General features: G+C 69.6%; 15 protein-coding genes. 5 read left to right on the forward strand and 10 right to left on the reverse strand.

Features of this window, described 5'->3' with window-relative positions:
- Positions 1-8: 8 nt before the first annotated feature.
- From Q7W82_RS00520 to Q7W82_RS00530, 3 genes are read right to left on the reverse strand one after another with little or no spacing between them, the layout of a single operon-like run.
- Positions 9-1,703 carry a glycoside hydrolase family 43 protein gene (locus Q7W82_RS00520; RefSeq protein WP_242161189.1) on the reverse strand — a complete coding sequence of 565 codons (1,695 nt, stop codon included), beginning with the start codon at positions 1,701-1,703 and terminating at the stop codon, positions 9-11.
- Positions 1,703-3,682 (reverse strand): sialate O-acetylesterase, encoded by a 1,980-nt coding sequence (locus tag Q7W82_RS00525; RefSeq protein WP_242161188.1) that lies wholly within the window; start codon positions 3,680-3,682, stop codon positions 1,703-1,705. The genes Q7W82_RS00520 and Q7W82_RS00525 overlap by 1 nt, the downstream gene beginning before the upstream one ends.
- Positions 3,679-5,823 (reverse strand): alpha-glucuronidase family glycosyl hydrolase, encoded by a 2,145-nt coding sequence (locus tag Q7W82_RS00530; RefSeq protein ID WP_242161187.1) that lies wholly within the window; start codon positions 5,821-5,823, stop codon positions 3,679-3,681. The genes Q7W82_RS00525 and Q7W82_RS00530 overlap by 4 nt, the downstream gene beginning before the upstream one ends.
- A 111-nt stretch (positions 5,824-5,934) precedes the next feature.
- Here Q7W82_RS00530 and Q7W82_RS00535 point away from each other — a divergent pair, with 111 nt between their 5' ends.
- Positions 5,935-6,993: a LacI family DNA-binding transcriptional regulator gene (locus tag Q7W82_RS00535; protein WP_242161186.1), complete on the forward strand. Its 1,059-nt coding sequence runs from the start codon at positions 5,935-5,937 to the stop codon at positions 6,991-6,993.
- A 14-nt stretch (positions 6,994-7,007) separates the two neighbouring features.
- On the opposite strand, the gene Q7W82_RS00540 is transcribed toward Q7W82_RS00535, so the two are convergent.
- The 7 genes from Q7W82_RS00540 to Q7W82_RS00570 form a co-directional block, all read right to left on the reverse strand.
- The gene (locus Q7W82_RS00540; protein WP_311195518.1) at positions 7,008-9,560 is read right to left on the reverse strand and encodes an exo 1,3/1,4-beta-D-glucan glucohydrolase; all 2,553 of its coding nucleotides are present in this window, start codon (positions 9,558-9,560) and stop codon (positions 7,008-7,010) included.
- Between the two features lie 22 nt (positions 9,561-9,582).
- The gene (gene xylA, locus Q7W82_RS00545; protein ID WP_242161185.1) at positions 9,583-10,917 is read right to left on the reverse strand and encodes a xylose isomerase; all 1,335 of its coding nucleotides are present in this window, start codon (positions 10,915-10,917) and stop codon (positions 9,583-9,585) included.
- A gap of 43 nt (positions 10,918-10,960) precedes the next feature.
- On the reverse strand, positions 10,961-12,463 hold the full coding sequence (xylB, locus tag Q7W82_RS00550; protein ID WP_242161184.1) for a xylulokinase: 1,503 nt from the start codon (positions 12,461-12,463) through the stop codon (positions 10,961-10,963).
- A 52-nt stretch (positions 12,464-12,515) separates the two neighbouring features.
- Positions 12,516-14,045 carry a tryptophan halogenase family protein gene (locus Q7W82_RS00555; RefSeq protein ID WP_242161183.1) on the reverse strand — a complete coding sequence of 510 codons (1,530 nt, stop codon included), beginning with the start codon at positions 14,043-14,045 and terminating at the stop codon, positions 12,516-12,518.
- A 13-nt stretch (positions 14,046-14,058) separates the two neighbouring features.
- The gene (locus Q7W82_RS00560; protein ID WP_242161182.1) at positions 14,059-15,078 is read right to left on the reverse strand and encodes a cupin-like domain-containing protein; all 1,020 of its coding nucleotides are present in this window, start codon (positions 15,076-15,078) and stop codon (positions 14,059-14,061) included.
- A gap of 2 nt (positions 15,079-15,080) precedes the next feature.
- Entirely contained in the window at positions 15,081-15,839 is a 759-nt protein-coding gene (locus tag Q7W82_RS00565; RefSeq protein ID WP_242161181.1) for a SapC family protein, read from the reverse strand.
- 95 nt (positions 15,840-15,934) lie between these two features.
- Positions 15,935-19,066 carry a TonB-dependent receptor gene (locus Q7W82_RS00570; RefSeq protein ID WP_242161180.1) on the reverse strand — a complete coding sequence of 1,044 codons (3,132 nt, stop codon included), beginning with the start codon at positions 19,064-19,066 and terminating at the stop codon, positions 15,935-15,937.
- A gap of 404 nt (positions 19,067-19,470) precedes the next feature.
- On the opposite strand from Q7W82_RS00570, the gene Q7W82_RS00575 reads away from it, so the two are divergent.
- The 4 genes from Q7W82_RS00575 (at position 19,471) to Q7W82_RS00590 (ending at position 24,224) form a co-directional block, all read left to right on the forward strand.
- Positions 19,471-20,448 (forward strand): LacI family DNA-binding transcriptional regulator, encoded by a 978-nt coding sequence (locus Q7W82_RS00575; RefSeq protein ID WP_242161241.1) that lies wholly within the window; start codon positions 19,471-19,473, stop codon positions 20,446-20,448.
- Positions 20,449-21,633: 1,185 nt separating this feature from the next.
- A complete protein-coding gene (locus Q7W82_RS00580) occupies positions 21,634-22,347 on the forward strand; it encodes a L,D-transpeptidase family protein (RefSeq protein WP_242161240.1) in 714 nt (237 codons plus the stop codon).
- The gene (locus Q7W82_RS00585; protein ID WP_242161239.1) at positions 22,341-23,639 is read left to right on the forward strand and encodes an APC family permease; all 1,299 of its coding nucleotides are present in this window, start codon (positions 22,341-22,343) and stop codon (positions 23,637-23,639) included. The genes Q7W82_RS00580 and Q7W82_RS00585 overlap by 7 nt, the downstream gene beginning before the upstream one ends.
- A gap of 87 nt (positions 23,640-23,726) precedes the next feature.
- Positions 23,727-24,224 carry a hypothetical protein gene (locus Q7W82_RS00590; protein WP_242161179.1) on the forward strand — a complete coding sequence of 166 codons (498 nt, stop codon included), beginning with the start codon at positions 23,727-23,729 and terminating at the stop codon, positions 24,222-24,224.
- Positions 24,225-24,276: the final 52 nt, after the last annotated feature.

The raw sequence follows: 24,276 nt of genomic DNA on the forward strand, positions 1-24,276 counted from the left end.
CCTGCGCATCATCGTTTGCTCCTGGAGGCGCGCTCGTCGCGCGCGAAAGGACCGAGCAGGGCGCCCACGAAGCCGCCTGCGCGATCCGTACTCAACACCGTCCCGTCGACGTCGTCGGCGAGGGTCTGCCAGCCTTGCCCCGCGCCGGTGTCGAACGCGAACGCATACGTGCCGTTGTCGCCCGCGATCTTCAGGCGCAGCGCGCCGGGCGCGTCCACCTCGCGGGTCGCGATGGCCCTGGTCGCGCCCTTGCCCTCGCGCGCTTCGAGGAACACCACCACGCGATCGCGGCCCACACGGCGCACGCCGAGGAAGTACCACCAGTCCTCGTTCTGGAACGCCGCAAGCCCGGCCGCCACGCCCGCTTCGGGGCGCGTCAATGCGGTGCTGGCCTCGAACCGCAGATGCTGCTGGCGGCGCCCCAGGAACGCGGGGTTGCGCAAGGTATCCAGGTTCTCCGGCAACGGATGCACGGCCAGGCGCCCCGGACGCGTGCGCAGGTCCGCCCAGTCCTGCTTGGGCACGCGCACGCGCAACCAGCCGCGGCCGAGCGTCGGCGCGTCGAACTCGTCGCGCTCGGCGAAGTTGCCGGTGGCCGGCGCCTGCGACGCCGCGCCCTGCATCCACGACGGCGCCCTGACCGCATACGGGATGGCCTGCCCGGCCGGCAGGATCACCGGCCAGCCGTCGCGCCACTGCACCGGCAGCAGGTAGGTCTCGCGCCCGGTGTTGTAGTGGCGCACGTCGTAGGTACGGCTGGCCAGGAACACCGCCCACCAGGAACCGTCCGGCCCTTCCACCAGGTCCGCATGCCCGGCATTGGCGATCGGCAGCGGCCGAGCGTCGGGCAGGTCGCGCTGGGTGAGGATGGGATTGCCCGCATACGGCTGGTAAGGCCCCCACACGTCGCGGCTGCGCAGCACCACCTGCGAGTGCTGCGGCCCGGTGCCGCCCTCGGCGTCGGAGAGGTAGTACCAGCCGTCGCGTCGATACAGGTGCGGCCCCTCGATCCAGATCGGGTTCTTCGCCGGCTCCACACCGCCATCGATCAGCACCTTGCGCGGCCCGACCGGGGTGAAGGTCGCCAGGTCGAGTTGCTGCATCCAGATCGCACGGTGGCCGTCGTAGCGCGCCGGGCCGGGCGGCACGTCGTTGTTGAGCAGGTAGACGCGGCCGTCGGCATCGAAGAACAGGGACGGGTCGATGCCGCCGATGCCCGGCAGCCAGTGCGGATCCGACCAGGGGCCGGCGGGATCGCGCGCGGTGGCGATGAAGTTGCCGCCGCTGTCCACGGCGGTGGTGACCACGTAGAACACGCCGTCGTGGTAGGCGATGGCCGGCGCGAAGATGCCGCGCGACACGCTCAGGCCGTCGAAGTCCAGCTGCGTCGGCCGGTCGATCACGTTGCCGATCTGCGTCCAGTGCACCAGGTCGGCGCTCTCGAACACGGGGATGCCGGGGAAATAGGTGAAGCTGGAATTGACCAGGTAGAACCGGCCGTTCTCGCGGACGATGCTGGGGTCGGCATGGAAGCCGGCCAGGATCGGGTTGCGGTAATGCCCGGCAGGCAGCGGCGCCTCGAAGGCCGCGTCGCGCCCGGCGTAGTCGAACCAGTCGAAATAGACCGGCGGCGCGGGCGCGGCCCGCAGCGGCTGCAGCGCCGCGGACAGCAGCAGGAAGGCCATGGCAAGCAGCGCACGCATCAGGGAACCTCTGCAGGAAGGGAGAGTTCGAACGGCCCCGCCGGCGCGCCGGAGCTGTCGCCCAGCGTGCAGACCGGGCCGTCGGCCCAGCAGTAGCGGATGCGCGTGGCGGTTGCGGCCTGCGGGCTGCGCAGGACCACGGTGGGCCCGTCCAGGGCGGCGTCTGCATACGCACAGTGCTGCGCCTGCGTATCGCAGAGTGCGAAGCCGATGGGACCGTTCGCACCGGTCGTGACCAGCGTCCCGACGACGTCGTCGAACGCGATCCGCACCGCGCCCTGCGTGCGCGATGCCGCGCGTGGCGTTGGACCGGACGGGGCCAGTGCGCGTTCGCCGTAGACCACATGGCGCGCCGCCTGTGCCAGGCGTCGCCCCAGTTCCTGCTTGTTCGGCGGATGGATGTCGTAGGCATCGCCGATGTCGATGGCCACCGCGAGTCCGCTGTGCGGGTCTTCTGCCGCCACGCGCCGCTGCGCCTCGCGCACCTGCGCCCAGCCGCTCTCCGCCGGCGCCCGTGGCGGGCGACCGTAGCCGGCCAGTTGCACCACCAGCAACGGCAGCGCCGTGCCAAACTGCCGGCGCCAGTCGTCGCGCAAGCCACGCAGCCGCATCGCGTAGGCGGCGCCCTCGCCGGTGTTGGATTCGCCCTGGTACCACAGCATCCCACGCAGCCCCTCAGCCGCGAGCGGCGCGATCATGCCGTTGTACAGCGTCGACATGCCGGAGGCCGCATGCCACGGCGCCAGCGGCGGTGACTGTGGATCGGGCGCGACGCGGTACTGCCAGGGCGCGTCGAGGACGATCCGCGTGCCGTCGTCCAGTTCCACGGCCTGGGCGCTCGCGGGGCCTGCCAACCCGCCCTCGCCGTAGGTATCCAGCACGTTGACCACCACCGTGTTGAGGCCCGCCTTCAACAGGCCGGGCGCAAGCGCATACCGGCGCGGATCGCTCGGCGTGTTCTGGCTGCCCACGGCCACGCCGTTCACCCAGGTCATGTCCGTCTCGTCGACCGGCCCCAGCACCAGCCGTGCGCCCTGCGCCGCCTGCGCGGCGGTGAGGGTGACCTGCGTGCGGTACCAGACCATGCCGTTGTAGTCGGCCAGCGCCGGCACGCCCCAGCGCTCCCATGCCCCGAGCGCGGCCGGCGCATCCTGCCATCCGGTGCTGTCAGCGCCGGGTTGCCATGGCGTATCGCCCGGCTTGGCGCCGGCGCGTGTGCTCCACCACTGCTGCCAGTGCCGGCCCCAGCGCGCGCTCGCGGCCACGGGGTCGGTGGCGTACAGCGCCAGCACGTCGAGCGCCGCGTCCATGCCGCCCTGCGCGCGCAGCGCGCCGGCGCTGGTCCAGGCCTCGATCCGCGCACCGCCCCAGGCCGCCTGGATCAGCCCCATCGGCACTTTGACCGTCTTCTGCAGTTCGCGCGCGAAGTAGAAGCAGGCGGCGGAAAACTCGCGCACCGTCTGCGGCGATGCGGGTTGCCACGCCACCGCAGCCGCGAACGCCTCCTGCGGCGTGACCGCCGCGGCCTTGGGCACGGCGAACAGACGGATGCTCGGCTGCGTGGCCGCGGCCAGTTCGCGGCTCGCATCCAGCGCGCGCCACACCGGCAGCTCCATGTTCGATTGCCCGGAACACAGCCAGACATCGCCCATCAGCACATCGCGCACGACCTGGCGCTCCTGTCCCGCGCGGACCGTCATGTCGTAAGGCCCACCGGCGGCGATGGGCTTGAGCGTGGCACGCCAGCGGCCGTCGGCATCGGCGCGTGCGCTGACAGACTGCCGGGCGAAGGTCAGCGACACCGTGGCACCCGGCGCGGCGTGGCCCCAGACCGGAATCACCCGGTCGCGTTGCAGCACGGCGTGGTCCTGGAACAGCGGATGCAGCAGCGGCGGCGCTGCGTGCTGCGCCATGCAGGGGATCGCGCAACACCCCAAGGCCGCCGCCAGCAGCCGGCCGCTCCACGTCGTCGGCTTCATCGTCCATCTCCGGGTGCGGAGGGAAATTGCAGGGCCTGGTACCAGCCCAGCGGGTGCGGCGGCGCGGCTTCGCCTGCGGGCAATGGCCGCCCGCTCACCGACTGGAAATACGCCACGCTGGCATCGCGCCACCACTGCGCTTCGCGCAACTGGATGCGCAGGAAGGCCGCCACCTGCGCATGTCGCTCGTCGTCCACCTTGCCGCGCAGGCCGTCCCAGGTGGCCTGCATGGCCTGCACCTGGCGCACGCCCTGCGTATAGCGCCCGACCAGCTCGTCCCACAATGGCCTTCCGGAGGCCATGCGGTGGTCCCACGGCACGTGGTGGAACCACAGCAGCAATGGCTCGGGCACCCGCGCCAGGTCGCCATACACGGCCGCCACCTCGGGCGCGTACTGGCCCACCGCATTGCTGCCGCGCGCGGTGCGATCGAAACCGATGCCATTGCGGTCGGCACGGTGGTAGTACACCGACGTCCAGTCCGCGCGCGAGCCGCCGTCCACCCAGGGGCCAGGGCCGTAGTGGTGGCCGCGCGCCATCAGGTGGTGCAGGCCCAATGGGGTCATGTAGTTCACCGCGGCCTCGCGCGAGCCCATCATCATCCCGACGATGGGCTGCACCACCTCGGACGCCGGCGAGAACGTCATCGCCGCCCATTCCGCGGCGATGGCGCGGGCGGAGCGGTGCGGATTCCAGGCGAGACGGCCGAACGCATACCAGTTGGCCTGGTCGAAGTGCGAGCCGCTCCAGGTGCGGTCGTTGCCGATGTTGGCGACGCCGGCGATGCCGGTCAGGGCGTGGCCTTCCAGCGAGCCGTCCACCACGTCCGCCACCGTGGAACCCGCGCCGCGGGCGTGGGTGTCGGACTGCAGCACGTCCTCGTACAGCGGCCCCAGGTACACCAGGTGCGTGGCGAAGCCGAGGTACTCCTTGGTGATCTGCAACTCCAGCATCAGCGGCGTGCGCGGCATGGCGCCGAACAGCGGATGGAAGGGCTCGCGCGGCTGGAAGTCGATGGGGCCGTTCTTGACCTGCACGATCACGTTCGGGCGGAAGGCGCCGTCGAGGCCGACGAACTCGGTGTACGCCTGCATGGCGCGATCCACCGGCACGCCGTGGGCGTAGACGAAGGCCCGCCACATCACCACGCCGCCGTGCGGCGCCAGCGCATCGGCCAGCAGGTTGGCGCCGTCGGCATGCGAACGGCCGTAGTCCTGCGGGCCGGGCTGCCCTTCCGAATTCGCCTTGACCAGGAAGCCGCCGAAATCCGGAATGCGCGCATAGATCTCATCGGCCTTGTCGCGCCACCAGCGCTGCACGGCCGGGTCGCGCGGGTCGGCGGTCTTCAGCCCACCCAGTTCGATGGGTGCGCTGAAGCGTGCGCTCAGGTACACGCGGATGCCGTAGGGCCGGAACACGTCCGCCAGCGCCGCGGCCTTGTCGAGGTAGGCCGGCGCCAGGCTCTGCGCGTTGGCGTTGACGTTGTTCAGCACCGTGCCGTTGATGCCGATCGAGGCATTGGCGCGCGCGTAGTCGGTGTAACGCGGGTCGCGCCACTCCGGCAGGCTCTGCCAGTCCCACAAGGAGCGGCCCGCATAGCCGCGCTCGACATGGCCGTCCAGGTCGTCCCAATGGTCGAGCACGCGCAACTGGATCCATGGCGACTCGCGCACCTCCAGCGTGTCCAGCAGTGTGCCGGTCTGCAGCAGCCGCAGCAGATGGAACACCCCGTAGAGCACGCCGATGTCCCGGCGCGCGGCCACCAGCAGCACCGCATGCCCATCGATGCGAGTGCGCTTGAGCAGGTAGCCCTCCTCGCCCAGCGATGCGATCTCCTCGCGGAACGGCGCGAGCGCCGGCGACGACTGCGGCGTGCCCAGCACCACCGCGTGATCGCCGGTCGCCGCCGCCTGCAGCGCCGGCGTGCGCCCCAGCAGGCCGGTGAGGCCACGCACCAGTTCGTCGCGTGCCACGCGCTGCGTGGGCGTCCGCTCCGGCGCCACGACCTCGTCCAGGCGCACGCGCTCGTCCGCCGCGCGCGCGGCGCCTTGCGAGGGCACGTAACGCATCCACAGCGCCGCACCATCTTCCGCGCGCACGCTGCTCGCACAGGCCATCAGCCCCATGGCGACGCACGCCATCCAGTGACACCGAATGACATGCGTACGGCGCCCAAGCACCGCCAGCAAACCTTGTAAGCTGACGGCGTGCCCGCGGCGCGGCAGCGTCAAGAAGAGCAAAGGGAACGCGTTTTGGACAAGCCGAAGAAAGCGGTCCGCCGCAAGACCAGCGGGGTGACGATCGACGAGGTCGCCGCCCTGGCCGGGGTCTCGCCGATGACCGTCTCGCGCGCGATCAACCAGGGCAAGGTGCGCGATGCCACCCGCGAGCGCGTGCTGCGCGCGGTGCGCGAACTGGGCTATACGCCCAACCTGGCCGCCAGTTCGCTGGCCGCCGCGCAGCACACGCGCATCGCCCTGATCTACACCAACCCCAGCGGCGCCTACCTGCGCGAGCTGCTGGTCGGCTTGCTGCGCGTCGCGTCCAACGCCGCCATCCAGTTGGTCATCCACTACTGGGAAGACCTCGACCCCGACGCCGAGCGCAAGGCTGCGCGTGCCCTGGGCGGGCGCGTGGATGGCGTCATCCTGCCGCCGCCGTTGTGCGAGTCGCAGGCGGCGGTGACCGAACTGGTCAAGGCCGGCATCCCGGTGGTCGCGATCGCCGCGGGGCGGCTCAGCGACGCGATCTCCTGCGTGCGCATCGACGACTTCCATGCGGGCAAGGAGATGGCCGAGCACCTGATCCGGCAGGGCCACCGGCGCATCGGCTTCATCCGCGGCCGCCAGGACCTCAGCGCCAGCGCGCGGCGCTACGAAGGCTTCGTTACCGCGCTGCAGGAGGCCGGGCTGAAGGTCGCACCCGGCCTGGTCCAGCAGGGGGACTACACCTATCGCTCGGGCCTGGCCGCCGCCGAGAAGCTGCTGTCGCAGCGGCGGCCGCCGACCGCGATCTTCGCCAGCAACGACGACATGGGCGCGGCGGCGATCTCGGTCGCGCACCGGCGCGGCCTGGAAGTGCCGCGCGACCTGTCGGTGGTGGGCTTCGACGACACCTCGGCCGCCACCACCGTCTGGCCGGAACTCACCACCATCCATCAACCGATCGCCTCGATGGCCGATGCCGCCATCGACATCCTGCTGCGCAGCATCCGCCGCAAGCGCGACGACGCACGCGTGTCCAGCGACCACGTGGTCCCGCACCGGCTGGTGATGCGCGGTTCGGTCGCCAGCCCGCCCAAGGGGCGCTAGCGCAGGACGCAGGTTCACGCGCTCGGGCATGCGACGGTGGTCTCCGCTTCGTTCAACGCAGCGAGCGCGACCCGCGACACCGAGAGCGTCATCGTGCCCGCCGTGGTCAACGCCCAGGGGCGGTCCAGCTTGCTCAGATCCGCGCCGGCCGCCGCCAGGCACTTGAGCGGCACGCCCACGCGCGTCCACTGGCCCACCGGCAGCGCCGCCAGCGCCGGCCCGATCGCCACCCGCGCGGTGCAGCCGCTGCCGCAGCCGACCGCCAGCCACGCCTCGCCCTGCGGGGCGGCGTCCACCCGCAGCGTGGTCACCAGCATCAGGTCGCCGTTGCTCTCGCGCTGCAGATCCAGCGGCGTATGCGACTGCAGCGCGACCACCGCCTCGCGCTTGCCCGACCAGGCGAGGCGGCGGCCATCTTCCTGCGCCAGGTGGTCCACGCCGGTGACCTTGAGCAGTGCGCCATCGAGCGATTCCGGCACGCGGGTGACGGTCACGCCCTGTCCGGTGCTGCCTTCCAGGCGCAAGGCCATGCCCGGGCCGGCCGCGCCGCGGGCGAAGAACACCCCGGCCGCGCCTTCGTTGCCGGTGAGGCCGGAGACCTCCGAGAGCTTGGCCAGATTGCCGTTGTCGGCGTAGCGCAGGCCGTAGCCGAAGGCGAACAGCGGGTCGTAGCCCTGCTGCCCCACGTTGTTGGCGTATTGCGTGGCCGTGCGCGGCCAACTGAAGCTCAGCTTGCCCTTGAAGTCGTGCTGCACGCCGCCGTTCGGGCTGCGCAACAGCACGTCGGCGATACCGGCGCCTTCCGAGCCCGGCAGCCACGCCGCCACGAAGGCATCGGCGGCATTGAGTTCGCGGTTGACCCACAGCGGGCGTCCGCTGAGGAACACTGCGACCACGGGAATGCCGTCGGCCTTGAGCCGCTTGATCAACGCCAGGTCGGTGTCGTCGCCCGGCTTGTAGGCCAGGGTCGGCCGATCGCCCTGGAACTCCGCATACGGGTTCTCCCCGAACACCACCACGGCCACGTCCGGCTTGGTGGTGTACGTGCCGTCGACCGCCAGCACGGCCTCGCCGCCGGCGGCCTTGGCCTGCTGCGCGAAGCCCTCGTAGATGGTGTCCGCGTTCGGGAAGTCCTTGCGGGTGGTGCCGGTGCCCTGCCAGTTCAGCGTCCAGCCGCCGGCTTGCTTGCCGACGTCGTTGGCGCCGTCGCCGGCCACCAGGATGCGCTGCTTCGGCGACAGCGGCAGCACGCCGCCCTGGTTCTTCAGCAGCACCAGCGACTCGCGCACCGCCTGCCGCGCCACTGCGCGATGCGCCGGCGCACCGATCAGCGCGAACTGGCCGCCGACCGCGCGCGCCGACGGCTTGCCCGCCTCAAACAGGCCCAGCCGCATCTTGACCCGCAGGATCCGCCGCACCGCATCGTCCAGGCGTTGCGGGGAGATGGTGCCGTTCCTGGCCGCCGCCAGCGTAGTGGTGTAGAAGCCCTTCCAACTGTCCGAGGCCATCGCCATGTCCAGGCCGGCATTGATGGTGGCGGGGCAGTCGGTGGGCGTGCAGCCCTTGACCTGTCCGTGGCCGTTCCAGTCGCCGACCACGAAACCACCGAAGTGCATGCGCCCCTTCAGCGCATCGGTCAGATAGGCCTTGTGGCCGTGCATCTTTTCGCCGTTGACGCTGTTGAACGAGGCCATCGCGGTCTGCGCGCCCGCGGCGATGGCCGGCGGATAGCCGGCGGCATGGATGCGCACCAGCTCGGCTTCGCCGATTTTGGTGTCGCCCTGGTCCCTGCCGTCGGTGGTGCCGCCATCGCCCAGGAAGTGCTTGACCGAGGCGATCACATGGCGGCCATCGAGGAACGCCGGCGTCCCCACCTTGCCCTGCAGCCCCTCGACCATCGCCCCGGCGTAGCTGGCCACCACCTCGGGCGACTCCGAATAGCCCTCGTAGGTCCGCCCCCAGCGGTCGTCCTGCGGCACCGCCACGGTCGGCGCGAAGGTCCACTCCATGCCGGTGGCACGGGTTTCCAGCGCGGTGATTTCGCCGATCCGGCGCAGCAGCGCCGGGTTGCGGGTCGCGCCCAGGCCGATGTTGTGCGGGAACAGCGTCGCGCCGACGATGTTGCTCTGCCCGTGCACAGCATCGATGCCGAACAGCACCGGAATCGCCTTGCCGCCCTGCGACGTGTCCATCGACGCCGCATAGAACGCATCGGCCAGCGCCAGCCATTCGGCCGGCGCGGCATCGTAGCGGCCGCCAGGATCGGAGTTGCCGCCGGCCAGGATCGATCCCAATCGATATGTGCGTACGTCCTCCGGGGTGAGGCTGCCGATATCGCCCTGCACCAGTTGGCCAACCTTTTCCTCCACCGTCATGGTGGCGATCAGGTCGGTGAGGCGCTGTTCCAGCGCGGGATCCTCGGGCAGCGGCCAGCGCACGCTGGGCCAAGGGCTGGCGTCCGCGCGGGCGGGCGCCGCGGCCTGGACGTCGCCCTTGCACACGGCAAGCGCGAGCAGGAGTGCGGCCAGCAGAGCGCCGGTATGGCGTGCGGAATGGGTGTCGGTCACGGTGCTCTCCTTGCCGCCGCGCTCAGCGCAGCAGGTACTGGTTGATCAGGTTCTCGTAGCGCTCCTGGCGGCCGCTGATCTGCCGCGGCTCGCCGCCCTTCGCGCCCAATGCCGCCAACTCGGCGAGGCCGAGCGCGCCACGCGCGAACTGCTCGCCGGCGCCAATGTCGAAGCTGGCATAGCGCTCCTGGCGCCACTGTTCCCAGGGCGAGTCGTTGAGCAGCGCATGGGCCACTTCCAGCCCGCGGGCGAAGGCGTCCATGCCGCCGATGTGGGCAACGAACAGATCCTCCAGGTCGGTGGATTCGCGACGCACCTTGGCGTCGAAGTTCAGGCCGCCCTCCAGCCCGCCCTGGCGCAGCACCACCAGCATGGCGCCGACGGTGTCGTACAGGTCGGTGGGGAACTGGTCGGTATCCCAGCCGTTCTGCGCGTTGCCGCGGTTGGCGTCGATGCTGCCGAGCAGGCCATGGTCGGCCGCGACCTGCAGGTCGTGTTCGAAGGTGTGTCCGGAGAGCGTGGCGTGGTTGGCCTCGATGTTGAGCTTGAAATCCTTGTCCAGGCCGTGCGCCTTCAGGAAGCCCGCCACCGTCGCGCTGTCGAAGTCGTACTGGTGCTTCATCGGCTCCATCGGCTTGGGCTCGATCAGGAAGTTGCCCTTCAGGCCGATGCTGCGGCCGTAGTCGCGCGCCATGGTGAGGAAGCGCGCGAAGTGCTCGAGTTCGCGCTTCATCTGCGTGTTGACCAGCGAGGCGTAGCCTTCGCGGCCGCCCCAGAACACGTAATGCTCGCCGCCCAGCTCCACCGTCGCCTCCAGCGCCGCCTTGACCTGCACGGCAGCGCGCGCCACCACGGCGAAATCGGGATTGGTCGCGGCACCGTTCATGTAGCGCGGATGCGAGAACAGATTGGCCGTGCCCCACAGCAGCTTCATCCCGGTCGCGTCCTGGCGCGCCTTGGCCAGGCCGACCATGTGCTTGAGGTTCTTTTCGTACTGCCCGGCATCGTCGGCATCCGGCGCCAGGTCGACGTCGTGGAAGCACCAGTACGGCACGCCGAGCTTGGTGAAGAACTCGAACGCCGCATCCACTTTGGCCTCGGCGCTGGCCATCGGCGCGCCGACCTCCCAGGGGAAGTGGCGCGTACCCGGGCCGAACGGATCCTGCCCGGCGTTGCAGAAGGTGTGCCAGTAGCAGACCGCGAAGCGCAGATGTTCCTGCATGGTCTTGCCGCCGACGACCTTGTTGGCGTCATAGACCTTGAAGGCCAATGGATTGTCCGAGCCGCGGCCTTCGAAGGGGATGCGACCGATGCCGGGGAAGTATTCCTTGGCGCCGATGAAGGGTTGGGTGTGCATGGTGCGTGGTCCTGTCGTGGTGGGAGGGGGGCGAAACGGAGGATCAGCCGCGCAACAGCGGCGTCAGGGCGTCGAGATGACGCAGGAAACGCGCATAGGCCGCGGCATAGGCCTGGGTGCGCGCCGGATCCGGGCGGGCCGACAGCTGCGGATCCACCGCCACGTGCCGCTGCGCGATGTCGGCGATGGAGGCGGCATCGCCGCGTGCCAGGCCCACGGCCCACAGCGCCTGCAAGGCCGCACCGAAGGCCGCGCCTTCCGGCTGCGTGGGCACGTCCACCGGCAGGCCGAACACATCGGCCACCAGTTGCCGCCACGCGCCGCTGTTGCTGCCGCCGCCGGTCAGCACGATGCGCTCGAAGTGCATGCCGGCACGCACGAAGGCGTCGAAGCCGTACTTCAGGCTGTACGTCGCCCCTTCCATCGCCGCGCGATAGAGATGGGCCGGGGTCATGTTGGCGGTGTCCAGGCCCGCCAGCACGCCCTTGCCCAGCGGCAGGTCCGGCGTGCGCTCGCCATTGAGGAACGGCAGCATCACCAGTCCGTCGGCACCGGGCGCGGTGGCGTGCAGGTGCGCATCGCCGTCACGAGTGCTGAAACCGAAGGCGGCGGCGACCTGCTCGGTCGCCACGGTGCAGTTCATCGTGCAGATCAGCGGCAGCCAGCCGCCGGTGGAGGAACAGAACGCGGCCCACGCGCCGTCCGGGTCGACCACCGGCGTGTCGGAATAGGCGAACAGGGTGCCCGAGGTGCCCAGACTCATCGCCAGGCGACCGGGCACGACGCAGCCGGTGCCGATGGCCGCCATCATGTTGTCGCCGCCGCCGACGGCGACCTTCAGCGTCGCCGGTACGCCAAGCAGGCTGGCCGCGGCCGGGTCGATGTCGAACAGGGCATCGGGTGCGGCCAGGCGCGGCAGGCACTCCGCCAGATCGCGCTGCGGATCGGTGGCGCGCAGCAGCTCGGTCGACCAAGTGCGCGTGCGCACGTCCAGCCAGCCCGTGCCCGACGCGTCGCCGTATTCGCAGAAGCGCTGGCCGGTCAGCACGAAGTTGAGGTAATCGTGCGGCAGCAGAATGGTGGCGAGGCGCGCATAGGCCTCGGGCCGGTGGGTCTTGGTCCACGGCAGCTTGGACGCGGTGTAGCCGGTGAGGATCGGATTGCCCGCCAGTGCGATGGTGCGCGCCGTGCCGCCGACCGCGTTCATGATCTGCACGCACTCGGCCGAGGTGCTGGTGTCGCACCACAGCTTGGCCGGTGCCAGCACCTCGCCTGCCGCATCGACCGGAACGAAGCCGTGCTGCTGGCCCGAGACCGCCAGCGCGCCGAGGCGCGACCGCAGCGAAGGATCGATCGCCCGGAAGCAGGCCTGCATGGCCGCCACCCAGTCCGCCGGCCGCTGTTCACGGCTGCCATCGGCGGCGGCATGCAGATCCAGCGGCGCACTGCTGCTGGCCACGACGCTGCGCCCGACCGGGTCGTAGACCACGACCTTCAGGCTCTGCGTCCCCGCATCGATTCCAGCCACCAATCCCCTATCTTCCACGTCGTCTCACCTTCTAGTTAGCGCTATCATTTTTGAGCGACAGCATGGGCTGCTACGCCACAACAACGCTCCGCGGCCAGACGTCCGGGGCCGCCTTGCAATAGCGTTCGATGAACTCCGCCTGCGAGGGCATCGCCGCGCTGGCCTGCTGCAGCGGCTGCCGGATCCGCGTCAGCAGCGTGCGCAGATCCGCATCGCCCATGGCGGCGGCCAACGGATGCGGCGGCCCGGGCTGGATCCCCTGGCCCATCAACACGCTGGTCCACGAATCCACGCGGAACAGTTCGCCGGGGTCCTGCCAGGCGTGCGCACGTTCGCGCCAGGCGCGCAGCCGAATCGCCAGCGACTCGGGCAGCGCCATCTCGCGGCACGCCTTCCACATCGGTTCGTCGCGCTGGGTCGCGTGGTAGTGCAGGATGATGAAGTCGCGCACGTGCTCCATCTCCTGGCGGCTGACCGTGTTGTACAGCTCCACCAGTGCCGGACTGATGCCGTCGCTCGGAAACAGCTGGATCAGGCGCACCACGGCGCTGATGGTCAGATGGATGCTGGTCGATTCCAGCGGCTCGATGAAGCCACTGGCCAGGCCCAACGCCACCACGTTCTTGTTCCACGCCTGCAACCTGCGCCCGCTGCGGAACGGCACCAGCCACGGGTCGCGCAGCGGCGGACCGTCGACGTCGCGCAGCAGCTTGGCGTGCGCCTCGTCGTCGGACATGTGGCGGCTGGAGAACACCAGCCCGCACCCGACCCGGTGCTGGAGCGCGATATGCCAGCGCCACCCGGCCTCGTGCGCGATGGCACGGGTATACGGCACCGGCGGCGCGACCGCCTCGGTCTGCACCGCCACGGCGCGATCGCTGGGCAACCAGTCGCGCCAGTCTTCGTAGCCGGTGTGCAGCGTCTGCTCGGTCAGCAGGCCACGGAAGCCGGTGCAGTCGATGAACAGGTCGCCCTCGATGACCTGCCCGTCGTCCAGCAGCAGCGACGCGATGGCGCCGTCATGCGCATGCTGCCGAACCTCGCGGATCTGCCCTTCCACCCGGCGCAGGCCGTAGCCTTCGGCCTTCTTGCGCAGGAACTTCGCGTACAGCGCGGCGTCGAAGTGATAGGCGTAGTTGACCTGCGGCTGCGTCTCCAGCGAGAACCGGTCCGCATGCGAGGCCACGCTTTCCAGGCAGAAATCGCCCAGGTCCGACGGCATGCCGCGGCGCAGGCTGTCCAGCCAGAAATGATGGAACGGCGTGGCCCAGGTGCCCTGCCCGATGGTGCCGAACGGATGGATGAAGCGATCGCCGGGGCGACGCCAGTGCTCGAAGGAAATCGAGAGCTTGAAGGTGCCGGCCACCGCGCGCAGGAACTCCTGCTCGTCGATCTGCAGGAAGCGGTGGAACATGCGGATCGGCGGCACGGTCGATTCGCCGACGCCCACGGTGCCGATCTGCTCGGACTCCACCAGGGTGATGTCCAGGCGATCGCGGAACTGGTGCGCCAGCGCGCAGCCGGCCAGCCAGCCTGCGGTGCCGCCGCCGGCGATGACGACCTTGCGGATGCGTCCGTCTGGTGTGGTGGCCAGGGTCAAGGCGATGCTCCCATCAGCGGTTGAGTCGCGCCAGCAACTGCGCACGCACGCGGCGCGCACGCGTTTCGTCGAACGGCGCCAGCTCGCCGCGCGCGGCCTCAGGCAGGTGCTGCGCTGCGCGTTCGCCCGGACCGAACACGTAGTAATCGAAGATCTGCGCCCACGCCTGCTTCTCGCGTGCCGGCAGATCGCGCAGCGCCCACATCGCGTGCTGCAGCGCCGTCAGCGGCGAGGGCAGGAAGGCCGGCGCACTGCGCCACCAGTAGTTCACCAGCACATTGAACGGCTCAAGGCTGCGCACGTGGTGCCACCACATGCTCGGGATGAACAGCGCATCGCCCGGCTCCAGCTCGACGTGCTGCGCGCTGGCGAGGGCATCGCGGAAGCGCGGATGCCGCGTGAAGTCGGGGCGGTCGACATCCACCACGCTGACCACCTGCCCGCCCGGCGTGGGGTCCAGCGGCCCCGGATACAGGTTGTCGATCTGCTCCGGCGGAAACAGGGTGAAGCGGCGCCGGCCCACGGCACAGCAGGCCAGGTTGTCCGGCGTGTCGAAATGGCAGGAGGCGATGACGCGGTTGCCGATCCAGATGCTCGCCGGCGCGTCGATGCCCTGCCCGGCCAGGCCGGCGTCGTTGGCCTGCGCGAACCCCGGCAGCGCCCGCTCGATCGGCAGCGACGCGACATAGTAGGTGGGCGGCCGCGGATCCTCGAAGGTGGCGGCGATCGCGTCCAGCACCTGCGTGAGCGGTCCACGCCGGACCTCGACATTCAACTGGGTGAAATCGGCGTTGTAGAACGGACGGCCCTCGATCCCGGGTTCGCCGAAGGAATACGGAACCGGCACACCCGCATCGAAACCACGCAGGTACGCCAGCGCCTCCTGCGTGGAGCGCAGCCCGGCCTGGACCAGCCCCCAGTCGCGCGCGATGCCGCGCAACACCACCGGCTCCCCGGCCGCCACCAGGTCCTGCACTGGCAGCGCGGTGGGCTGCACGCCCTCCAGTGTCCGCATGGCCCCGCCGTCCGGCATGGTCAGTTCCTGCCCGCCGCGACGGCGGCATCCTGCAATCGCAGGCGTCGCTGCTTTTCGGCGATCAGCCGCCGCATGTTGTGCAGCGACGCCAGCATCAGGAACGCCCCTTCCAGATAGCCGGCGCGGTTGAGCGCAGCCAGCGCGGTGCCGTCCAACTGAGACAGGCGCTCACGGTCGATCGCGTGCAGGCCACTGACGCCGACCCGATGCTGCGCATCGACTTGCACGTCGAGCGTCACCGGCTGGATCAGGCCGTGCGCATCGAGCGCGGCGAACATCTCCGCGCCGAAGGCATGGCCCTCGTGGATGCCGCGCAGCACCGTGGCGATGTGATCGAGATAGGCGGTGTTACCCCCTTGCGGCAGGAACACCGGCTCCCCCTGCATCGCGGTCACCCGCGGATGCTCCATGTCCACGTGCAGGACCGCCTCCTGGCTGAGCACGCCATCGATCCGCTGCTCCTGGAATCCGATCAGGAACGGCCCCTTGGCGGCCGCACCGGGCAGATACGAGGCCGCCCAGCGCCGCTCCTGCAGGAACAGGTTCTCGTGCTGCTCGAACCCCAGCAGCGCCACCGACTGCCACGCGCCTGTCGCCGGGTCCTTGCGCAGGAAGAGCGGATATTCCCGCTGCAGCTCGGCGAACTCGCTCGGATAGGCCGGCACCATGCCCACCGCGTCGCCGAACTCCGGCCCGAAGTCGGTGGCCACGCGCAGGTCGCGGTGCGCGATGTTGTTGAGCATTTCGTAACGCGGCATCGTGTTGCGCACTCCTGGTTGCAGCCTTGCACGGCGCGCCGCCGCGACAGCGGCGGCGTCCGTGGCGACACGCGAAGAGAAGCTCCTCGCCTTCTTCAGAACCTGTAGCGAACACCCAGCATGTAGCGCGGACTCTGGTCGGCCAGCTTCACGATCATCTGCGAGGTACGCGAGCGCCAGCGCACGTCCTCGCCGGTCAGGTTGATCGCTTCCAGGCCGAACGACCAGTTGTCGTTCAACGTGTAGTTCACGCTGAGGTCCCACTGCTCGTAGGGTTCCACATAGTACGGATTGCGGCTGGTGCCCTGGTTGGCCAGGATCAGGTACTGGTCGCGCCAGTTCCAGGCCAGGCGTACCGACCAGCCGTACTTCTCGTACATCAGCACCGCATTGGCGGTGTCGCTCAGGCCGGTGAGCGCGAACTGGTCGATGCCCGGATCGCCGCCGTTGTCGTAGCCCACGTCGCCCTTGACGATGGTGTAGTTGGCGAGGACGCCGAACCCGGTGTCGCCGAAGAAGTACTGCCCGCCGAGTTCCCAGCCGTGCAGCTTGGCCTGGTTCTGGTTGATCGGGCGGTTGACGTTGAACTCGTACAGCGGGTCGTCGGCCTCGCCGTACAGATCGTAGGCCGCTTCGGTCGCCAGCACCTGCGCGCCGCTACCGTTGTAGGCGGCCAGGCCGGCCGGGTTGTTGCGCAGCAGGGCCAGCGCGGTGAACAGCGAGGTATCGTTGGCCGAACAGGCCGCTGCGTTGGCCGGGCCGACCTGGGCGAGACAGGCGCCGCTGGTGAGGAAGGCCAGTGCCGTCCTCGCGTCCGGGCCGGAGGTCGGATCGCGCAGGCCGTACAGATTCTCCTGCACCACGGTGTTGCCGATGAAGTTGTTGACCGACTTGTTCCAGTAGGTCACCGACAGGTAACTGGCGTCGGCGAAGTACCACTCCAGCGCCAGGTCGAGGTTGTCGGACTCCAGCGGCTTCAGCGCCGGGTTCTGCGCGGTGCCGCTGGCCCGCGAGGACGGGTCGATCAGCACCGAGCCGAACGGCTGCTGCGCCCCGGGGCCGGCATAGAGGTTGCCGATCGGCGCGCGCGCGATGCTCTTGCCGAACGAGACGCGGCCCTTCAGCGTGTCGGTGAGGTCGATGCTGAAATCGAGGTTGGGCAGGATATAGCTGTAGGTGGTCTTTTCGCTGAAGGGTTGCTGCGCGTTGGACAGCACCACGCGGAAGTCGTTGTTGGACTGCCACTCGATCGCTTCGGGGGTGGCGATGACCGAGGTCGAGACCACGTCGGTGGTTTCGTAGCGCACGCCCAACCGCGTATTGGTACGCCGACCGGCCAACTCGCCATCCAGTTCCACCTGGAAGTAAGCCGAGCGGGTCTTCTCCTCCACGAAATTGTCGGCGGCGCGTTGCGGGCTCACGCCCAGGCCGACGCCGTACTGGCCGGCTGCCCATTCCGCGAGCCGGCCGGCATCGCCCCGCCATGCGGGCCAACTGGTGCCGCCGTAGTCGTCGAACAGGCCGATGATGTTGACCGGCTGCATCAGGTTCATCAGCCCGCCGGCGGTATCGCGGTCGACATTGGCCACGCCCCAGTCGCCCAGGGTGGAATACGCCTCGGCGGCCTGGATGCGGTGGGTGGTCGACTTGCTGCTGTCCACGCCGAACTGGAAGCGGCCCTGGTCGAAGCTCCACTCGCCGTCCACGCGCGCCTGCTTGATCTGGCTGATCTGGCTCTGCGAGTTGACGCGCAGCACCTGCGTGCCGATCTCGCCCGGCACGAAGCCCGGGTTGACCACGCCGTTGACGTTGGCCGCGGCAGCGGCGTCGCTCGGATACCAGACCTGGGCGCCGATCGGCAGGCCGTTGTTGAAGTTCAACTCCTGCACCCAGGAGCCGCCGCAGTGCGGGCCGGTGGTGCAGTTGTTGGTGCCGGCAATGCTCATGAAGAGAGAACCGCCGCCGGTCAGCGGATCGTTCGGGCGGCTTTCGTTCTTCGAGTCGTGCGCGTCGAAGCTCAGCTTGAGCCGGTCGGTCACGTTCCACACCGCGTTCAGGCCGAGCGAGCCCAGCTTGTACTTCTGCATGCTGCGTTGCTGCTCGAGGCCGAAATCCTTGGTGCCGGCGATTTCGCGGATGTAGGTCGGCACCGCCACCGCGCCGCTGGTGTCGAAGGTCACGTCGGTGTAGTTGCTGTTCTGCAGCCACATGCCCTGCTCGCCACGATTCTCGGTGATCTCGTTGGTCGAGTAGGTGTAGTCCAGGGTCAGGGTCAGGCTGTCGGTGGGCGCGAACTGCAGCACCGCCTGGCCGTTGACGCGCTCGCGTTCGAACTCGGAGAACGCATAGCGCAGATCGTTCGGGCGCGCGTACAGCGCACCGATCTGCGGCGCGTTGACCACGGTCGGGTTGCCGGGCAGCGAGCCGGTCCACGGCTGCACGTTCCAGTAGTTCTCGGTGGCCTGCACCGAGCCGCCCTTGCGCTTCTGGTAGCTCGCGCTGACGCCGACACCGAAGGTCTTGTCCGGATTGCTGTAGCTGAAGATGCCGGACAGTTCCGGGGTCAGGTCGTTGTCGAACGGCTGGCTGCGGTCGGAGACCGCCTTGGCGCCGGCACTGGCGACGATGCCCTGGTGGTCGAACGGACGCGAGGTCAGGATGTTGATGGTGGCGCCGATGCCGCCGCTGGGCACGTTGGCCTGGCTGGTCTTGTAGACCTCGATGCCGTTGATCGCTTCGGCGGCCAACTGGGCGAAGTTGAAGGCGCGGGTGCCGCCGTCGACGCCACCGATGGCGACCTGCCCGGCGGCGCCGAACGCATCGGCGCCCGGCATCTGCCGCCCGTTGAGCGTCACCATGTTGAACTGCGGGCCGAAGCCGCGCGCGGTGACCTGCGCGCCTTCGCCATCGCGCCGCTCGATGGAGATGCCGGTGATGCGCTGCAAGGATTCGGCCAGGTTGGTGTCCGGGAACTTGCCGATGTCCTCGGCACTGATGGCATCCACCACGCCCGCGGAATCGCGCTTGATGTCCATCGCCTGGCTGAGGCTGTTGCGCAGGCCGGTGACCTGGACGGTATCCAGTTGGGTCGGGCTGCTCTGGGCCTGCTGCTGGGCGGGCGGCGCCGGCGTCGCGGCGTCCTGTGCGAAGGCGGGATTGATGACCAGCACGCCGCCGACGAACGTGAACATGGCCCTGGATTTGAACTTCGCCAGCGCCCGGCTCATGGACGAGCCCTCAGGACTGGCAGACGACGAAACATAGAAGCGCTCATGACTCTCCCCTCTGACATGCGATCGATGGATGTACCGCCCCTCCCCCAAAGAGGCACGCACGGGCGATGCCCGTCTTCCACGCCGAACATCGCAGCGCGCTGTGCGGTCGCTGCGACTCAAAACTCCGTTTCAGGATTGCCAGACGACGCGCGATAAAGGCTCCCCCCGAGCCCGACTGCCGCTAATTGATAGCGCTATCATCACGTCACGGCGCAGACTACGCACCCCCGATATCGCTTGTCATCATGCGTCGCAACAAAGGAACGCATTCCTTGAAGAGCACCCCCAAAACGCTGCGTCGAAAAGCGAGCACCATCACCATCGACGACGTGGCGGCGCATGCCGGCGTCTCGCCCATGACCGTCTCGCGCGTCACCCATGGCCATGCCGGCGTGCGCGAGAGCACCCGCGAGCGGGTGATGCGCAGCGTGCGCGCCCTGGACTACCGGCCCAACCCGGCCGCCAGCGCCCTCGCCGCGGCGCAACACCTGTGCATCGCGTTGATCTACACCAATCCCAGCTCCAGCTATCTGCGCGAACTGCTGGTCGGGGCACTGCGCGGATCCACCCGTGCAGCGGCGCAACTGGTGATCGCCACCTGGGATGGCCTGGGTCCGCGGGCACGCCGCGCTGCCGCGCAGACGCTCTGCAACAGCGTGGCGGGGGTGATCCTGCCGCCGCCGCTGTGCGAATCGAAGGCCATCGTCGGCGCCTTCGTCGAGGCCGGCATCCCCGTCGTCGCCATCGCGTCCAGCCGGTTCAGCGACAAGGTCTCCTGCGTGCGCATCGATGACCGCCGCGCCAGCCACGACATGGTGTCGCATCTGATCGCGCACGGGCACACCCGCATCGGCTACATCACCGGCGACCCGAACCAGACCGCCAGCGCGCACCGCTGGCAGGGCTACCGCGATGCCCTGGCGGAGGCGGGCATCGGCTACGACGCCGCGCTGGTGCAAGCCGGCGACTTCACCTATCGCGCCGGACTGGAGGCGGCCGAGCGGCTCTTGGCGCTGCAGCCGCGCCCCAGCGCGATTTTCGCGAGCAACGACGACATGGCCTCGGCGGTGGTATCGGTGGCGCATCGCCGGCGCCTGAAGGTGCCGGAGGATCTGTCGGTGGTGGGGTTCGACGACACGTCGGCATCGACGATGGTGTGGCCGGAGCTGACCACCATCCATCAGCCGGTGGCGGACATGACCGATGCCGCCATCGACCTCCTGTTACGCGAGATCCGGCAGGCCGCCGGGGCGGAGCGCGCCAGCGTCAATCACGTGGTACCGCACCGCTTGATCACACGCGATTCGGTGTCGCGGCCGCTGTTGGATCGCTAGCGTCATTGGATGCGGGCTGGAGGACGGCGCACGGCCGCTGCGTCCCACGCATTGCGCACAAGCGCACCGCCGTGCAGCGCATTTGCTGTTGCTGTTGCTTCGGCTGTTGCTGTTGCTTCGGCCGTTGCCGTTGCCCCGGCTGCCGCTGTTGCTTTGGCTTTGGCTTTGGCTGTTGCTGTCGCTTTTGACTTACCGGGTTCCCTTCCGAAGCGGCGAATCAGGCGGGAAAAACCCGAAGGGCGGCGTACATGGATGTACGCCGTCCGCGGCAGGGGCAGGATGCCCCTTCCGCGGATCCCGTCTGGTTCGCGGACCCGGAGCGCGCAGCGCGGAGGGCGCGTAGGCAGGGCGCGCTTTCTTTTGGTTACCTTTTCTTTGCGCGAGCAAAGAAAAGTAACTCGCCCGCAAGGGCGAAAGCCTTTAAAGCTTTTGCTGTTGCTACTGCTGTTGATTCAAGTTTGTCTGTCGGACGAGAAGATCTGTAGGAGCGGCTTCAGCCGCGACAGCGAGAGTCCATTGTGCCTGTCGCGGCTGAAGCCGCTCCTACAATTCAGCCATGGCGGCAGCATCTTCAAGAGCAAAGCTTTCGCCTTGCGGCGAGTCACTTTCTTTGCTTGTGCAAAGAAAAGTAACCAAAAGAAAGCACACCCTGCCTCGCGCCCTCCGCGCTAACGCGCTCCGGGTCCGCGTCCAGCCCGGGGATTCGCGGAAGGGGCATCCTGCCCCTGCCGCGAACGGCGCACGTCCTTGTGCGCCGCCCCTTCGGGGTTTTTCCCCGGGCTGGCCGCCGCTTCGGAAAGGAACCCGGCAAGTCAAAAGCGACAGCAACAGCCAAAGCCAAAGCAACAGCCGGAGCAACGGCGACGGCATGGGTCGTCTTGCCCGGTTTCGGAACCAGGCCATCACGCGACAAGACTGCTCGCACCGACCATGCGTCGTCAGCACGCACATCACTGCCAACCACTTCATCGGTCGAGCAGTCGGCCGAGATGGCGGCACCAGCGCACGCCATCCGCCTCGCAACTGCGCTACCTTGCACCCAAGGCGCGCCTCGCGCCCATGCCGCCACCGGAGATGCCCATGCCCCTGCTCCATCGGTCCCCAGCCGCGCTAGCGCACAACGGCCGCCACCGTGCCTGGCGCATCGGCCTGGCCCTGCTGTGCGCCCTGATCGCCGCGCCGAGCATGGCCGCCGACAGCGCCGCCGTGCCCGCCTTGCAGCGCGCGCAGCAACTGATCCTGGTGCTGGCGCCGGACTGGGACAGCCCGCAGGGGCAGCTGCAGGCGTTCGAGCGCGACGCGCAGGGGTGGCGCGCGCATGGCAAGGCCTTCGACGTGAGCCTCGGCCGCCACGGCAGCGCCTGGGGCCTGGGCCTGCATCCGGCACAAGACGACGGCCCGCAGAAACGCGAAGGCGACGGCCGCAGCCCGGCGGGCGTGTTCACCATCGGCGAGGCCTTCGGCTATGCGCCGCGCATCGACAGCGCCATGCCCTACCAGGCAATGCAGGAGAGCAACTACTGCATCGACGTGCCCACCTCGCCGCTGTACAACCGCATCGTCGATGCCAAGGAGGTCGGCAGCGCCGCGGTGGCCGGGTCCACCGAGCCGATGCGCCTGGACCTGCGCCACGCCGGCGACACGCGCTACCGCGAGGGCTTCGTCATCCAGCACAACGCGCAGGGCTCGCCGGGGGCCGGCAGCTGCATCTTCGCCCACCTGTGGCGTGCGCCGGGCGCGCCCACCGCCGGCTGCACCGCGATGCAGCCGGCCGACATGCAGGGGCTGCTGGCATGGCTGCGGCCGTCGGCCGCGCCGCTGTTCGTGCTGCTGCCCCGCGACGCCTACCGGCGCCTGCAGGCCGACTGGGCGCTGCCGGCCGTGGAGCCGGCATCGTGAGCCAGGCGCCCGCGCCCGGGCTGGTCCGTGCGGTCAGCCGCTGGCAGATCGTCGGGCTGTCGATCAACGACGTGATCGGCAGCGGCATCTACCTGCTGCCGGCGGCCACCGCCGCCCTGCTCGGGCCGCTGAGCCTGTGGGCGGTGCTGCTGGCCGGCGTCGCGGTGGCCCTGCTGGTACTGTGCTACGCGCAGGCGGCCAGCTACTTCGACGAGCCCGGCGGCAGCTATCTGTATGCGCGCGAGGCGTTCGGCCGCTTCGCCGGTTTCGAGATCGGCTGGATGATCTGGCTGACCCGGATCAGTTCGGCGGCGGCGCTGAGCAACGGCCTGGCCGATGCGGTGGTGCGCTTCTGGCCGGCCGCAGCCGGTGGCGGCGCACGCCTGAGCATCGTGGTCGGCTCGCTCGGCCTGCTCACCGCGATCAACGTGATCGGCGTGAAGTCGGCCGCGCGCACCGGCGTGGCGCTGGTGATCGGCAAGCTGGTGCCGCTGCTGCTGTTCGTGGCCATCGGCGTGTTCTACGTGGACTGGTCGTGGGCGTTCTCGGGCAAGACCCCGGACCCGCGCGATGTCGGCAACCTCGGCGAAGCGGCCTTGCTGCTGCTGTTCGCCTACGCCGGGTTCGAGAACATCCCGGCCGCTGCCGGCGAATACCGCAATCCGCGCCGCGACGTGCCGTTCGCGCTGATCACCATGATCGTCACCGTCACCCTGATCTATGCCGCGGTGCAGGTGGTGGCGCAGGGCACGCTGCCCAACGTGGCGCAATCGGCGACGCCGCTGGCCGACGCCGCCAGCGGCTTCGGCGGCGAGGCGCTGGCGCTGATTCTGACCGTTGGCGCCACCATCTCCATCCTCGGCACCACCAGCAACACGGTGATGCTGGGGCCGCGCTTCCTGTTCGCGCTGGCCAAGGACGGCTATGGCCCGGCGTTCCTGGCACGGGTACATCCGCGCTTCCGCACGCCGGCCGCGGCGATCCTGCTGCAGGGCGTGCTGTCGCTGGCGCTGGCCCTGTCCGGCTCGTTCGTACAACTCGCACTGCTGTCGATGGTCACCCGCCTGTTCGCCTACATCGGCACCGCCGCGGCGGTGCTGGTGCTGGCACGGCGCTACCGCGACCGGCCCGGTGCGCTGCGGCTGCCGGGCGGGCCGCTGATTCCGCTGGCGGCGCTGTTGCTGGCGCTGGCGCTGCTGCTCAGCGCCAGTTGGCAGAACCTGGCCGCCGCGGGCGTGGCGTTGCTGGTCGGCGCGCTGTTCTATCGCTTCCCGCGCAAGGACGCGGCCTGAACGCCTTCACGCCGCCTTGCGCGCAGGTCACGCGCGGATAACTCCAGCCCCCGGAGGCTGGACGCCCGACAGCAAGGGCCGCCCGCCATGAAACGACGCCGCGTCTACAGTGCCCCGGATCTGCCCACCGCCACCCGTGCGCTGCAGGCCGCGCGCAGCGCCGGTGTCGACAACGACAACCTGTCGCTGGTCGCCCGCGGCGACATCGAACTGGAAGCCATCCCCGACGACCGCAAGGAAGGCAAGACCGACACCGTGCCGGCCGCCGCGCGCGGCGCCCTGGGTGGCGGCGCGGCGGGCCTGCTGGCCGGGCTGGCGGCGATCGCGGTACCGCCACTGGGCATCACCCTGGCCGGCGCCGGCGTGATGGCCATTGCCGGCGCGCTGGTCGGCAGCTGGTCCTCGGCCCTGGTCGGGTCGACTGTGCCGGACCCGGTGCGGCGCAACTTCGAAGAGGAAATCGAGGCCGGCCGCATCCTGGTGGTGATCGAAGGCGAGCCGGAGCAACTGGACGCCGCCGATGCCCCGCTGCGCGCGGCCGGCACCACGGCCTTGCCGTACGAAGCGGCGGCAGCCGCGCACTGACGCGGCGCCACGGAGCGAACGCCACATCGGCTTGCGGCCGATCTCGCGCGCG

The sequence above is a fragment of the Xanthomonas indica genome (assembly GCF_040529045.1).
GTDB classification, from domain to species: domain Bacteria; phylum Pseudomonadota; class Gammaproteobacteria; order Xanthomonadales; family Xanthomonadaceae; genus Xanthomonas_A; species Xanthomonas_A indica.